14 protein-coding genes are annotated in these 15055 nt (G+C 37.6%); 3 read left to right on the forward strand and 11 right to left on the reverse strand.

All coding sequences use genetic code 11. From position 1 onward, the window contains the following. Position 1: 1 nt before the first annotated feature. Together AC0L6O_RS08935 and AC0L6O_RS08940 are read left to right on the forward strand one after the other, a co-directional pair. Positions 2–1315, forward strand: coding sequence for a SusD/RagB family nutrient-binding outer membrane lipoprotein (locus tag AC0L6O_RS08935; RefSeq protein ID WP_473307946.1), 1314 nt, complete (start codon positions 2–4; stop codon positions 1313–1315). A 92-nt stretch (positions 1316–1407) separates the two neighbouring features. After that, complete coding sequence (locus tag AC0L6O_RS08940) at positions 1408–3312, forward strand: ABC-F family ATP-binding cassette domain-containing protein (RefSeq protein WP_473307948.1); 1905 nt, start codon at positions 1408–1410, stop codon at positions 3310–3312. Here AC0L6O_RS08940 and AC0L6O_RS08945 read toward each other — a convergent pair. Continuing rightward, the gene (locus AC0L6O_RS08945) at positions 3309–4460 is read right to left on the reverse strand and encodes a T9SS type A sorting domain-containing protein (RefSeq protein WP_473307949.1); all 1152 of its coding nucleotides are present in this window, start codon (positions 4458–4460) and stop codon (positions 3309–3311) included. The genes AC0L6O_RS08940 and AC0L6O_RS08945 overlap by 4 nt on opposite strands. A gap of 24 nt (positions 4461–4484) precedes the next feature. On the opposite strand from AC0L6O_RS08945, the gene AC0L6O_RS08950 reads away from it, so the two are divergent. Beyond that, positions 4485–5750, forward strand: coding sequence for a type IX secretion system plug protein (locus AC0L6O_RS08950; RefSeq protein WP_473307951.1), 1266 nt, complete (start codon positions 4485–4487; stop codon positions 5748–5750). A 43-nt stretch (positions 5751–5793) separates the two neighbouring features. On the opposite strand, the gene AC0L6O_RS08955 is transcribed toward AC0L6O_RS08950, so the two are convergent. The 10 genes from AC0L6O_RS08955 to gcvH all read right to left on the reverse strand — a co-directional run bounded on the left by AC0L6O_RS08955 (position 5794) and on the right by gcvH (position 15009). Then, entirely contained in the window at positions 5794–8172 is a 2379-nt protein-coding gene (locus AC0L6O_RS08955; RefSeq protein ID WP_473307953.1) for an efflux RND transporter permease subunit, read from the reverse strand. An 81-nt stretch (positions 8173–8253) separates the two neighbouring features. Then, positions 8254–8778 carry an inosine/xanthosine triphosphatase gene (gene yjjX / locus AC0L6O_RS08960; protein ID WP_473307954.1) on the reverse strand — a complete coding sequence of 175 codons (525 nt, stop codon included), beginning with the start codon at positions 8776–8778 and terminating at the stop codon, positions 8254–8256. Next, on the reverse strand, positions 8775–9467 hold the full coding sequence (locus AC0L6O_RS08965) for a 2-C-methyl-D-erythritol 4-phosphate cytidylyltransferase (protein ID WP_473307956.1): 693 nt from the start codon (positions 9465–9467) through the stop codon (positions 8775–8777). The genes yjjX and AC0L6O_RS08965 overlap by 4 nt, the downstream gene beginning before the upstream one ends. Positions 9468–9529: 62 nt before the next feature. Further along, positions 9530–10582, reverse strand: a complete 1053-nt coding sequence (gene queA, locus AC0L6O_RS08970; RefSeq protein WP_473308510.1) for a tRNA preQ1(34) S-adenosylmethionine ribosyltransferase-isomerase QueA — start codon at positions 10580–10582, stop codon at positions 9530–9532. A 168-nt stretch (positions 10583–10750) separates the two neighbouring features. Further along, on the reverse strand, positions 10751–11533 hold the full coding sequence (locus tag AC0L6O_RS08975; RefSeq protein WP_473307958.1) for a PhzF family phenazine biosynthesis protein: 783 nt from the start codon (positions 11531–11533) through the stop codon (positions 10751–10753). Next, on the reverse strand, positions 11530–12249 hold the full coding sequence (gene gldF, locus AC0L6O_RS08980) for a gliding motility-associated ABC transporter permease subunit GldF (protein WP_473307960.1): 720 nt from the start codon (positions 12247–12249) through the stop codon (positions 11530–11532). Before gldF ends, AC0L6O_RS08975 begins: the two co-directional genes overlap by 4 nt. Before the next feature lie 3 nt (positions 12250–12252). Next, entirely contained in the window at positions 12253–12765 is a 513-nt protein-coding gene (locus AC0L6O_RS08985) for a DUF4199 domain-containing protein (RefSeq protein WP_473307962.1), read from the reverse strand. Between the two features lie 22 nt (positions 12766–12787). Further along, a complete protein-coding gene (locus AC0L6O_RS08990) occupies positions 12788–13306 on the reverse strand; it encodes a DUF4199 domain-containing protein (protein ID WP_473307964.1) in 519 nt (172 codons plus the stop codon). 11 nt (positions 13307–13317) lie between these two features. Beyond that, positions 13318–14589 carry a dihydroorotase gene (locus tag AC0L6O_RS08995; protein WP_473307965.1) on the reverse strand — a complete coding sequence of 424 codons (1272 nt, stop codon included), beginning with the start codon at positions 14587–14589 and terminating at the stop codon, positions 13318–13320. Between the two features lie 36 nt (positions 14590–14625). Beyond that, positions 14626–15009, reverse strand: a complete 384-nt coding sequence (gene gcvH / locus AC0L6O_RS09000; RefSeq protein WP_473307967.1) for a glycine cleavage system protein GcvH — start codon at positions 15007–15009, stop codon at positions 14626–14628. Between the last annotated feature and the right edge of the window lie 46 nt (positions 15010–15055).

Here is a 15055-nt window from a genome sequence, read left to right on the forward strand (position 1 = left end):
GATGAAGAAATTAATAATTATAGCACTTAGTTTATTTGTTTTTTCCTGTGAAAAGTATTCGGAAGGTTTGAATGTGGACCCAAATAACTTTACAGACGCACCTGGAGAGTCTATCATTGGGCAAGCTAACCTTACTTGGGTACTCATTACGGAGGGAGAAGCTTCTAGAATGGCAGGTATCTTTTCTGACCAATACACAGGCTTCAGTAATCAATTTATTAATTACAATGTGTATGATGTCAAATCATCTGACTTTGACGGAATCTGGAATAATAACTATGCTGGAGGAATAGCCCAAACTAGAATTGTTCAGGAAAAAGCGATTGCCGCAGGTAATAATCGTTTGTTAGGCGTAGCTCAAATAGTGGAAGCTGTGATGGGTGCTGATTTGGCGGCATTATTTGGCGATGTACCTTTTTCTCAAAGTGCTTTGCCAGTAGATTTTCCAGACCCAGCTTTTGATGACCAATTGGCTGTTTTTGAAGCTGCTCAAAATTTACTTTCCTTAGGAATTGAGAATGTAGGCAATGCCAAAGTGAGTGATTTATATGGCAGCCCTATTTTTGTGGAAAATAATGCTACATGGGCAGAAGTAGCTCATACATTAAAAGCAAGATATTATTTGATTACAAAAAACTATGCAGCCGCACGTGATGAAGCCAAACTTGGGATTTCTGGTAATCAAAGAAGTTTACTGTCGTTTCATTCCGATATTTCAGGACAGGAAAATCTTTATTATCAATTTGGTATAGAGCAGCGTGGAGGGTATTTGACAGCTACTAGGTCTTATTTAAGAAAGCTAATAAACCTTTCAGATATTTCTGTTGACCGCCTTTTGTATACCCCTGGAGAGGAAGCTAGAACGGCTCATTATTTCTCAGGAAACGAGTTGAATTATAATGAGGGCGGATATTTTGCAAAAGATGCATCTTATCCAATTGTAGATTGGTATGAAAACCAATTGATTTTGGCGGAAGCCGAATACAGATTAGGAAACGAAGAAGGAGCAAAAGAAGCATTCAACGCAGTAAGGCGTCAATTGGCTGTAAAATATAATGCAGATTTTCCAGAGATATCTATTGGAGGAAATACCTTATTGAGGGTTATTTTAGAAGAAAAGTACATTACCATGGTGGGTTCTCCACAGGTCTATAACGACCTCAGAAGAACCAATAATTTGGTGGGAGTGCCGGTAAAAAGCAGTACGGCTCCTAACATACCTCAGCGTTTTTTATATCCAGAGGTTGAAATCAATACCAATAAAAGTTTCCCAGGGGTTATTGGCCTTTATATTCCTACAAAAGTTAACGAGTAACAGGCTTATTAGCGGTTAAAGAAATACAGAGCTTTTTATTACAGCTCTGTATACCTACTTTTGCACCCTCATTTCAAAAAATATATTAGCGAATGTTAACCATTCACAATCTCTCTTTTTATTTCGGAGGACGTGCCATCTTTGAAGAAGCAAGTTTACAAGTTAAACCTAAGGACAAAATAGGTTTGATTGGGCTGAACGGAAAAGGTAAGTCTACATTATTAAAACTTATAGTGGGGGAGTACCAGCCAGATGGTGGCAGTATTTCAAAAGCTGGGGATGTCACTTTTGGTTTTTTGAATCAGGATTTATTGTCATATGAATCAGAAGAATCTATCTTACTGGTGGCTATGCAGGGTTTTGAAAGAGAGTTAGAGCTTCAAAGTAAGATTGACGAAGTACTGCATGAAATGGAGGTCAATTATTCTGACCAACTCGTAGAGAAATTGGGCGATTTACAGGAAGAGTTTGATATTCTTGGTGGATATACCATTCATGCCAGAGCAGAAGCTATTCTGGAGGGGCTAGGCTTTAAAACAGCCGATTTAAATAAACCACTTAAAGAGTTTTCTGGAGGGTGGAGAATGCGTGTAATGTTAGCAAAGCTTTTATTACAAAAACCTTCGGTACTTCTTTTAGATGAGCCTACCAACCACTTGGATTTACCTACTATTGAGTGGATTGAAAAGTATATATTAAATTATGAAAATGCGGTAATTGTGGTTTCTCACGATAGAGCATTTTTAGATAATGTGACCACCACTACGGTGGAGGTTTCGCAAGCAAAGCTGGTTCATTATCCAGGTAATTATTCTTTCTTTTTAGAAGAAAAAGAGCTGAGGAATGAAATTCAGAAAGGTGCTTATGAAAACCAACAAGCTGAAATAAGACAGACAGAGCGTTTTATTGAGCGTTTTAAGGCAAAAGCCACCAAGTCTAGACAAGTACAGTCAAGAGTGAAAGCTTTGGCAAGAATGGATGTGATAGACGAAGTACTAAGTGATGACGCCAAAGTACATTTTAGATTCAAGTTTGGTACACAGCCAGGAAGGCATGTCATGCGTTTAGATGATATTTCTAAAGCATATGGCGATAAGGTTATTCTCAAAAATACTACAGCACATATAGAAAGAGGCGATAAGATTGCCTTGATTGGTGCCAACGGAAAAGGGAAGTCTACGCTTCTAAGAATTATAGCAGGTACTGAAAATCATGAAGGCAAGAGAATTCTTGGTCATAATGTGAATTTCTCTTTTTATGCACAGCATCAATTAGAGTCGCTTCATATTAATGAAAGCATGTTAGAGGAGCTTAAATATGCTGACCCATCAAAATCAGAAACAGAGTTAAGGTCTGTTTTAGGTTGTTTCCTATTCAGTGGTGAAGATGTTTTTAAGAAAATCAAAGTGCTTTCTGGAGGAGAGAAATCTAGGGTAGCTTTGGCAAAAGTATTAATATCTGAAGCCAACTTCCTTTTATTAGATGAGCCTACCAACCACCTTGACATGCAGTCTGTCAATATTTTAGTGCAGGCCTTAGGTCAATACGAAGGTACTTATGTGGTAGTTTCTCACGATAGGCACTTTGTTTCTCAGGTGGCCAATAAGATTTGGTACATTGACGAGAATGAAATAAAGGTATACCCAGGAACTTTAGCTGAGTATAACAGATGGATAGCTGAAAGAGAGGCTAACGGCTTAGTTTCGGAGCCAACAGCTACAGAGATAAAGTCTGAATTATCAAAGAAAAAGAGTTCTCACAGAGATAAGTCAAAAGACGATATCAAGAAAATAGAAAAAGAAGTGGAAGCTCTGGAAGAAAAAATTGAGAGTCTAGAAGAGCAAAAGAAGAAAATAGAGGCAAACCTTGCCACAGAAGAAGTCTTTAGCAATCCAGAAAAATTGGCTCAAGAAAATAAGAAGTATGATAAGGTTAAATTTAACCTTAAACAGACTAATGAAAGTTGGGAAGCTAAAATGTTAGAGCTGGAGGATTAATTAACCACCAGCTTCTTTGTAATGTTCTCTCCTTTTGAACTTGTAAATTGTAAGAAATACAAACCTTCTTTTAACTGAGAAGAAGTTTGAAAGCTTTGGCCCATAGTGTTTTTAATAGCATTTAGCTCTAATGATTCGCTCTTTTGAATGTTCAAAGTCTCACCCGCGGCTAATGGATTAGGGTATATATTAACGTAACTGCCATCAGTTTCATAATAAACCTGTATGATTTTTGAATAGTCTGCTGTACCGTCAAAATCTGTTTGCTTTAAGCGGTAGTAATTTGACCCTTCAAATGGTCTGGCGTCAACAAAGTCGTAGTTATTAGGGTCTTGAGAATTTCCTGCCCCATCAATTCTAGCAATGGTTTCAAAGTTTATAGCATTTCTGCTTTTTTGTACTTCAAAACCTTGGTTGTTGGTTTCTGTGGAAGTTTGCCAGTTTAGGTTGATGGCGTTAATTTTTAGCTTACCAGTGAAAGAAGTGTAATTAACAGCGAAAGGAGCACCGCTTCCAGAGGCACTCGTCATGGGCCCAATGGCTATTACTTGAGCATTCGGGTTAGATTTAACATTAGCCCCAGTTCTAAATGTGAGTGTGAGGGTTTTAACACAATCACTGGCGGAACTTCCTCCAAAAGTTACCGTATTAACTGGTGAACCTGAAGCTGTTCCCGTAATTACGTTGCCTGAAACAGAGTTTTCTGTTGCTGAGGAAATACTTGGGTTGGAGATTGGAGTAGAGGAACTATTTATTGCAGTAATTTCAACTTCATCTACAAAATCATACGGAGCAGTGGAACCGCTTAAATCTATATCATTCAAGTCAAATTGTAACCCACAAGCCGGATGAGAAAAAGTGATTGTATAAGTTGAAGTACTAGTCGATGTAGAATTACTACTAGCATTTACTCCCCAACTTAAATTTGTGCTAACAACCCTTGGGTAATTGCTAGAAAAGGCCATCGTCGAACCGTTCGAAACAGAAACTGAAACAGATCGAGCGGGAGAAAGAGCACTTACATTTGTATATGTGTGGCTCGTGGCCGCATCTGGATATGAGGGAGTATCACTGCTCCAATCAAGCTGAGCGGAAACATCAAAAGTTGTCAAATAATAAAGAAAAAACAGTATAAAGCACTTTTTCATAAATAAAGGGGTTTTAAAAGCAATATGAAAAAAGTAATCACACTGCTATTTCTCAAAATTATATGTTTTGAAACTATTAGCCAAACATACGAGCCTACAGATAATAAGGTTTATGATACCGATATAAAAACGGTTCAGTTATATGCCTTTGGAAATGGTGGCCAAATGCCCGGTTTAAGCTCAAGAGTTTTAAACCTCAATAATAACGACAGAATGGTCTTAGAGTTTGATGATTTAAGTGGCTCTTACAGGCAGTTTCATGTTAAAATCCAACACTGCAATTTAGATTGGTCAGTCTCTAGATTAAGCGATTTAGAGTTTTTAAACGATTTTAATGACTTTATTATCAATGATTACCAAATTTCTCAAAATACTAAGATTCCATATTTTCACTATGGTTTTATTTTGCCAGAGCTGAAGATATCGGGAAATTATACGTTGTTACTGTATGAAGATTACCTTTCAGATTCACCTTTAGCTAGTTTACAGTTTTCGGTGGTTAATCCTAAAGTTGGAATTTCTGCAAACATTCAAACTGCTCAAGACCCCGCTTTATGGCAATCTCACGAGCAGATTAACTTTGAGTTAAATTATGGAAACTATCAAGTTAGTAACCCAAGAAACGACTTTCAAATTTTCATAAGACAGAATTATAGAGGGGAAACTACCAGAACAAATTTTAAGGCAACTTCGGTTAATGCAGGAACACGAACTCTGGCGTATCGTTTTTTCAATAATGAAAACATATTCCCCGCGGGAAATGAATTTCGGTATGTTGACTTACGAAGCAATTTTAATAAAGGCGGTAACATTGCCGAAATTCAGCAAGGCTATGAAGATAATGTTTGGTTGATACCTCAGCGGAGTAGAGCAAAACTAACCTATCTTGAAGCTGTAGATTTAAATGGAAGGTTTGTGGTGGAAACTTTGGATGGAGCTGAGCCTTCAATAAATGCCGACTATATGCATGTGCATGCAGCGTTTAACATGGAGCAGTTAGGCACAAGAGATAAAGTATGTTTATTAGGCGGTTTTAATCAGTTTGATTGTAATAACTCGGGAGAGTTGTTTTACAATCCTGAAATAGGAGCATATGAAACTACCTTTTTGTTAAAACAAGGCATGTATGATTTTCAGTTTGCCTTGGTAGACCAATCTGGGAAAGCTGATTTCTCAGCTTTTGAAGGAAACTTCTCGAATACAAAAAACAGTTATGAAATCTTTGTTTACCACAAACCACCAGGGGCAAAATCGGAACAATTGGTAGGATATACTGTAATAGAAGAATAGGCGTTTGTAAACCTATTCTTCTAAAATGGAGTTTCTTGTTTTCTTAGCTCGGTAATTTTTTGTTTTGACGCTTATCTAAAGTCATCAAAAACGAAGGCAGCAATATCAAATTAGATATCATTCCAATTAGAAGGGTCATTGATACTAAAAGACCTAAGAACACTGTGCCTTTAAAACCTGAAACTACATAAATGCCAAAGCCAAAGAAAAGTATGATGGCGGTGTAAACCATGCTTATTCCTGAAAGCTTGATAGTTTCGCTTACCGCTTCTGAGATGGTTTTTCCGCTTTCTATTTCCTCCTTGTATTTCGTTAAGAAATAGATGGTACCATCGGAGGCTATACCAAAAGCAATACTAAATATTAGGATAGTGGTGGGTTTTAATGGAATGCCAAAAAAGCCCATCACACCTGCCGTAATTACCAAAGGGATAATACTGGGAATGGTAGAAATAAGGACAGTTCGAGCATTTAAAAACTGCGTAGCCATTACTAAACTCACCAAAATAATAGCCAAGATGGTGCTATCTCTAAGATTGCTTAACAGGTAATCGTTTCCTTTGGTGAATACCACACCGTTTCCTGTAAGTTTCGCGTCAATTTGTTCTTCTTCAGGCAGCCATTCTTCAAACTCTGAATCATAATTGAAGATAGTGTCTGTTTTGGCTTGAAGATTTGCAATCATTTCTCCCATTCTTACCGTACCTACATCGCCACTTTGATAGCTAATTCTGGTATATCTTCTGGTACTATCCATGAAAGAACTCATCAGCTTCTCATTTCCATCAGCCATGCCCGCGTAAGCTGCCAGTTTGTTTAATTCTAAGGCACCAGGAAGTCGGAAATACTTTTCATCACCACCACGGTATCCTTGATATACAAATTTGATAGCCTCTACCACTGAAATAGGTTTGGTCAGTTCAGGGTATTTAGCAAACTCACGCTGCACTAAGCGGATTTTAGTAAGTACTTCAGGGTCTAAAGCACCGTTTTCGGTTTTGGTGTCTATGCTAACTTCTATCGGGACTATTCCCTTAAAATTTTCTTCAATAAATTTTAAGTCAGTAAATACTGGGTCGTTAGCAGGTAAATCATCCACCAAGTGGCCAATGCTTTTGATTTTGGTCATCCCAAACACCGATAAAAGCACAAGAATGCTAATAATCCAATAAAGCTTAGTTCTTCTGTTATGTACTATGAAATCAACCTTCTCTAAAAACTTAGAGATGTTCTTGTTTTCCAAGTGTCTTACGTGCTTTGCTTTAGGCTTTGGGTTGTAAGAGAAAATGATTGGAATAAGAATTAAAGATAAAGCCCAAGTGGCCATAACAGCTATAGAAGCCACTAAACCAAATTCTAAAAGCAAAGGACTACCAGTAAAGTAGAACACAAAAAAGCCAATAAATGTAGTCAGGTTGGCAATGAAAGTGGTTTTACCAATCTTCGCTATCGATATTTTTAGTGCGGTAATTTGATTCTTGCACTTGAGGTATTCCTCTTGATATTTATTTATCAAGAAGATAGAATTGGGAATACCAATAACCACAATAATAGAAGGAACCAGTCCTGTAAGAAGGGTGATTTTATAACCAAATATCTGTATTAGACCAACCGACCAAAGCACCGAAATAGCAATAACAAGAAGTGCAAAAAACACAACACGGAAAGACCTAAAAAACAGGAACAGAATGATGGCGGTAATCAGAAATGCCAAAATCATAAATTTTGCAACCTCTAAACTCACTTTTGACATGAAATTAGTTCTCACAAAAGGCATTCCAGAGAAATGTGGTTTTATGCCAGTACTTTGACCAAAAGCCTCCGCTAGCTCTGCCACACCTCCTGTGATAGACATTCTGCTTTTAGAGTTCATCTTTTCTTGGTCAAATGTTACGGCCATTAAATGGGAGGTGCCGTCCTCGTTGAATAAGAAGCCTTTGTAAAAAGGATATTTATTAATCTTGGTTTTTATCGAGTCCACCTCTGCCTGAGAACTAGGTTTCTCTGGCGATATTTTTATGAAGTTAAATTTCTTTTCTACCTCGTCTGGCCTAATTTCAAAAAGGTTACAAATAGAAGCTACATTCTTAATACCATCTATTTTTTTTAGGTCTTTACCTAAATCATACCATGCATTGTAAGTATCTAAACTATAGATATCGTCGGTTTTAATGGCAATCACCATCACATTCCCATCTTCGCCATAACGGTCCTTAAAGGCCTCGTAACGTTGGTAATGCTCGTCCGTTTGAGGGAGTATTTTGGGAAGCTCATAGGAGAGCTGCAATTGGGTGGCCATGTAGACCATAAAGCCAGTGATGATACTGATTACCACCAGCCAAGCAATTCTGTTTTTTAGAATTATATCAGCTACTTTTTCCCAAAAGTTTTGAAGAAAAGGAAATCTCTTTTTTGAAGACATGCAAACAGTCCGTGATTAGGTTTCTAAAACGGCTGCAAAGGTACGAAAAAATGATAGTTTGGCTATTAAAGACCTCTTATATCAATACAAATCAACCTTTTTGAAGGGGATTAGGGCAAAAATAACGGCAGGTACATAAAAGGACTCACGGTCAATTAGGTTGTCGGTGAGTAAACCTGAGCTACCCATTTTCTGCTTACTGTTTTGAATGCCGTGAACCAGTTCGTCTGCTTTGCCTAATTCGTAGCCTTGTTTTACGAGGTCAATTGTCTTTTGAGGAAGAAAGAATCCAGCGGTTCTGCCTTTACCCAGTTTGTCTTTAGATAAAATAACTATCCAAGCCATCACTTCCATTTCCTCCCCGTGGGCTATGTTGCCACCTTCTAGGCCAATCCAGTAATCTGCTTCAGGGTTTAGCTTTCTGGCAGCTACGGCTCTATTATAGGCCCCGTCATAGGTTTCTTGAGAACCCATCGGCTGGTCTGGCACACCAGAGGGAACGGAGACGCCTTCTAAATTAATGTTCACACCCGGGAAATTCAATTCAAAACCTTTTCTTGCGGCTGATATTTTAACAGGATTTTTAGAGGCTACTACTACTTTCATTTATTTAAAAGGGCTTCTGCTACGGCTAGGTCTTCAGGCGTGGTTATTTTGATGTTTTTATATTCGCCTTCCATTAAGTTGACTTTATGTCCGGCTTGTTCAAAAACGGAGGCATCATCCGTAAAATGTGCCAACTCACCTAAAGCATAAGCATCTTTAATCAGTTTGAGATTAAAAGTTTGCGGTGTTTGAATTAATTGTAAGGCACTTCGGTCTATTATTTTACTATCTCCATTTGGCTTAACTGCTCTTACAGAGTCTTTGACGGCTACGGCTAAAATGGAGGAGTCGGAGGTTTGAGCTTGAGCGAAAGAATCTTTGATTTTTTCTACAGAGATTAGCGGTCTAACACCATCGTGAATGGCCACTAAACCTTCTGTTTCGGCGATAGCGTTTAAACCGTTATTGACCGATTGGAATCTAGTAGCTCCACCCACTACGCTTTTAATTTGACCTGTATTTACAGCAGCTAGCAAAGTATCATTGCTTTGGATAATGTCTTCCCAAAAAAACATATCACTTTCTGGTAATACCACAATGATATTATTATCAGGTATTTGAAGGAACTTCTCAATGGTGTGAGATAATATAGGTTTGTCAAACAAAGGGAGAAATTGTTTGGCAATAACGCTCTTCATTCTGCTGCCAGAACCGCCCGCTACAATAACCGAAAATATAGATTTGCTCATTTTATGTAAAAAAATAGCCTGCTCGTAAAAAGCAGGCTATCAAATATAAAAAGAAAATCTTCTTAAATGATCAACATTACATCACCATAAGTGAAGAATTTGTATTCTTCTTTTATGGCTTCTTGGTAAGCCTTAGTTACTAAATCATATCCACCAAAAGCACAGGCAGACATAAGTACTATAGACTGAGGCAAGTGGAAGTTGGTCAATAAAGCATTCCCTATTTTAAAATCAAACGGTGGAAAGATGAATTTATCAGTCCAGCCATTGTCTATTGGGTTTAGCCTGTCTTTAGCAGACACTGAAGATTCTAAACTCTTAAGAGCTGTGCTTCCTACAGCACATATTCTCTTGTTATTATCTAAAGCTTCATTTACTATATCACAAGTCTTTTGTGGAATAGCGAAGTTTTCAGAATCTGTTTTGTGTTTAGTTAAATCTTCTACGTCTACCCCTCTAAATGTTCCAATACCAATGTGCAATGTGATAGGAGAGAAGGTTACACCTTCAATTTCCATTCTACGCATTACGTTTTTAGTAAAGTGCATTCCAGCAGTAGGAGCAGATATAGCACCTTCTTCTTCTGCAAAAATAGTTTGGAAACGCTCTCTGTCTAATTCTGTAACGTCTCTGTTAATAACTTCCTTAGGAATTGGTGTTTCGCCTAATTCATGGATGGTTTGCATCATTTCTTCATGATCGCCGTCAAATAAGAAACGAATAGTACGACCTCTAGAAGTAGTGTTATCAATAACTTCGGCTACTAAATCACTTTCACCAAAATATAATTTATTACCAACTCTGATTTTTCTGGCAGGGTCTACCAAAACATCCCAAAGTCTCATTTCTCTGTTAAGCTCACGAAGAAGGAAAACCTCAATCTTGGCACCAGTTTTTTCTTTAGAACCGTATAGTCTTGCTGGGAAAACCTTGGTATTATTAGTTACCATGACATCTCCTTCGCCAAAATAGTCAACAATGTCCTTAAACATTTTGTGCTCTATTTTACCACTGTCCCTATGAACTACCATCATTTTTGCTCCATCTCTTTCTTCGCCGGGATGCATCGCAATAAGGTTTTGAGGAAGATCAAATTTGAATTGCGAAAGTTTCATTCGCGTTACATTGGACATTGTCATTCTTATATATTAAGTTTAATCTGGATTGCCAGAGGTACTACTGTTTTAATAATCAGCGTGCAAAGGTACGATATGGGGATAGCCGTTGTCAAGGAAAAGGCTATATTTAATCGAATATTGAAGAAAAAAGTTTGAAAAAGTGGATTAGATTTTTATTTTGCCCTGAAGGTAAGATACAGCCTTCCCAGCCATCAGAACTCTATTGCCCATTAGTTGGCAGTGTAGCTCTCCCTTTCTTTTAGAAATTTGCTCAGCATATAAACTGTTCTTATTTAGTTTTTTAGCCCAAAAAGGTATCAAGGAAGTATGGGCAGAACCAGTAACTGGGTCTTCGTCAATACCTGCTGCTGGGGCAAAAAATCTGCTTACAAAGTCGGCTTTAGTACCCGGTGCGGTGCAAATAATACCTCTGGACTTTATCTTCTTTAAAAGTGCAAAATTAGGTTCTAAGCCCTTTATTTTCTCTTCAGAATCAAAAAGGAGGAAGAAATCTTCGCCCGCTTTAAGTGTTTCTGTGGGTTTAATATTAAAACCCTCTAAAAATCCTAGAGGAACGTCGGTGTCAATTACTGGAGTGGATGGAAAGTCCATTTCTAAAAAGCCATCCTTCTTTTTGACCAACAGCTCTCCACTTTTAGACATGAATTTTATTTGGTCTTCTTTAAAATCAAGGTGCTCGTAAATAACATGAGCAGTTGCTAAGGTAGCATGCCCACATAATGCCACTTCTACCACAGGAGTAAACCATCTGATATGGAAATGTTCCCCTTCTTTGACAAAGTAGGCTGTTTCAGAAAGATTATTTTCTTGAGCTATCTGCTGCATAATAGCATCTGAAAGCCAAGACTCAAGCGGGATAATGGCAGCGGGATTACCACCAAATAGATTTGAAGTGAAAGCGTCTACTTGATAGATATCTAGTGTCATTTTCTTCTTAGGTTGAATGTGGTAATATAAATCATCAAAGCACCTAAAGAGCAAAGGTATATTACATTTCTAGAGTCAATAAGGCCTCTGCCTAAAGATGAATAATGAAACTGTAAGCTTATGAAGTCTACAAAGTATTGTGTAGTTCCTTTTAACAATTGCGATAATTGATGAATGCCATCATAGAAAAAGTAGCAAATAAAAGCTCCAATGATAAAGGCAATTACTTGATTCTCTGTAAATGAGGAAATGGCTAGGCCAATAGCAGTAAAAACGCCCGCTAAGAGTATCAAACCGAAATATGAGCCCATCACAGCTCCCGTGTCAATATTGCCCTGTGGAATACCTAAATTAGATATAGAAAAATAGTAAACGAGTGTAGGAAGAATAGCAAGTATGATTAAAACCCATGCCGCTAGAAATTTCCCTAGTACTATATCTAACCTACTTAGTGGCTTGGTCATTAAAAATTCTATGGTACCAGTTTTGTACTCTTCTGAAAAAGTACGCATGGTAATAGCTGGGACTAAAATGGCTAAGATAAATGGCGTCAAACTAAAGAATGAACCCATTTCGGCGTAGCCATAGTCTAGTATGTTAGAATCTGGGAAAACCCAGAGAATTAGTCCTGTGAAAATTAAAAAAAGCACAATGACTATATACGCGATAAGCGAATTTAAATAGCCATTGAGCTCCTTTCTAAATATTGAAAACATAAATTAAAAAACTGGTTTGTTTTTTTTCATGATGGCTGCCACTACTAGCGAAATTAAGAAAGCAAAAAAGATAGAGCCTAATACGCCCATGATAAACATCATGCCGCCGCCACTAAACTTTTCTGTCATTTGCATAGCTTGGTCTATTTGTTCTTCACCAAGACCTGACTCTTCCATTTTTTCTATTTGGAAGTCTTTTACTTGTTCTAAAAACGTACTATCTATTACTGTGGTATAAAGCATGCCCCATAATGAGCTAATTAAGGCTGATATAGCTCCTGTAAGCATACCAACACTTAGGCCTTCACCATAAGTCATAAATTCGCCATTGGCTTCTCTGTATTCTTTCATGGCCAAAACCAGGAAGATTACTAATGGGATTACAGAAAGTAAAGAAGCACCAGTGCTTTTCCACAGGCCTGTAACATTGATAATAGTACTTAAAATGATGGTGGCTAGAGCACAAATTACACCCCATTTAAGGGCAATTCTAGCAGAAGAAGGTTGTTGTTCCATGTCTGAAAAGGTTTTAAAGGGTTTAAGATACGGCGTCTCTTTGTTTTCTTAGTGCCATAGATATAAGCATGATAGCTACTATAGCAAACTGTTTAAACATCAAGTCGTCTAGAATAACTTGATAAGGCTTAGCTTTATCAAAAGATTCTAATTGCAATTTATAACTTTCTTCGTTTAAAAATTTGCTTAGCTCTTCTTTACGACCAATTAAAAATTCTTTACCTCCAGAAATCCAGCTTTCAAAAGGCGTAGGGTCTACCCATTTTATAAAACAGTAAATGGCTAATCCAGTAACTAGAGCAGCTATAATATTAGTCAAAAAACCAATGGTAAAACCTTCGTAGAAGTGAATGAAACCGCTATTTCTGCTTTTGTAAAACCAAATGGCCAAGAAAATGATTAGAACATTAATTACAATATCAGGCCTTCTATTTTGAAGAGGGTTTACCTCTCCTGCATAAAGCATTAAGAAAAATAAGAAACAGAGAATTCCGGCAGATACGCCAAAAATCAAACTGAAAAGGTATACTTTTTTATTCAAGTGCTTTGGTTTTAAAAGATTTCAGAGAAGCCTTTATGGAAGGTAGCGTATATTTTACCCTTTAATTCTTTCCCAATAAAAGGCGAATTCTTCGATTTTGAAATAATGTCTTTCAACTCAAAGGTTGTTTTTTCTTCAGGATTAAAAACGGTCAAATTAGCTAATTCTCCTTCTGCTATTTTTGGTTGCGTTTTATTCAATAGCTTCCTTGGGTTTTCCGTGAAGGAGGCTATGATGGTTTCTAAATCTTGGTCGCTATGAGTAAGGGCTGCCGCAAAAGCGGTTTGCAAACCTATTACACCAAAACTGGCAAGGTCAAACTCCATATTCTTATGTTCTTCGTCTAGTGGATGGTGGTCAGAAACTATGGCGTCAATGGTGCCGTCTGCCAGTCCTTTTTGAAGTGCCTTGATGTCTTTTTTTGACCGGAACGGCGGGCTAACTTTTAAGTTGGTATCAAAACCTGCTACATCTTCATCTGTAAAAGCTAATTGATGTGCAGCTATATCACAGCTTACGGGTAAGCCTTTTTGTTTGGCACGTCTAATAAGTTTTACGGCCGCAGCGGTAGATATACAGGAGAAATGAAGCAGCGAATTATCATGTGCTAAGTTGGCGTATTCTAAGAGTTTTAAATCTCTCATCACCATTAGTTCTTCTGCCTCAGAAGGAATTCCCTTTGTACCCATCATGGTGCTGGTGATACCTTCATGCATTTGACCAAAAGCTGCTAAGGTAGGCTCCTCTGCTCTGTTCATTAATAGAGCTTTCTTTGGATATAGGTATTGCAGTGTTTTGTAAAGAATGTCAGAATTCCAGAGTGGTTTAGAGCCATCTGTAAATGCTGTTACGCCTGCGGCCAATAAATCCCACATTTCTGTAAAATCTTCTCCCGCGGTGTCTTTGGTTACGGCTGCTGTAGGTAGCAGGCTAGTCAGGCTTCTTTCTGAAAAATGCTGAAAGTACTTTATAGACTCCTTGCTTTGAATGATTGGAGTGGTGTTTGGCATAATAGCCACTTCAGTAAAGCCACCTTTAGCAGCTGCCGCTGAAAGGCTTTCCAGACTTTCCATAGACTCAAAGCCTGGTTCCATACTGAAAGCTCGCATATCCATAAAACCTACAGAAACATGTAAGCCTTTGGCTTCAATGGTTTTACTGACTGTTGTGCTGATATTGCCAATTTCTTTGATGACACCTTTGTCAATAAGAATATCAACTACCTTTAAATGGTAAGCAGAATTTGGAGCTATTACTTTGGCTTTCTTTATTAAAACCTTCATACTAATCAAAAAAAAAGCCCTTAAGGGCTAAATGATTTATTGACCAATTAAATTTTTATACGTTTCGCTGTCCAGTAAACTGTCCAAATCAGAAACATCTTTTAATTCCATTTTGATAATCCAACCTTCTTCATAAGGGTCTTCATTTATCTTTTCTGGCTCGTCTTCTAGTGACTCATTGAATTCTATTATTTTTCCATCTGCTGGTAAAAACAAATCAGAAACTGTTTTGACAGCTTCAATAGTTCCAAATACTTCTTCTGCAGCCAGTTCGTCGCCAACAGTCTCAACTTCCACAAAAACTATATCGCCAAGTTCTCCTTGAGCAAATTCAGTGATACCGATTTTTGCGATGTTGCCTTCTTCCAACTTAATCCATTCGTGGTCTTTCGTGTATTTCAGTTCCGATGGGAATTCCATATAATTCTGTTGATATAAATATTGAGTCGCAATTTACGTCAATTCC

This window comes from Arcticibacterium sp. GJ41-1, assembly GCF_055808875.1.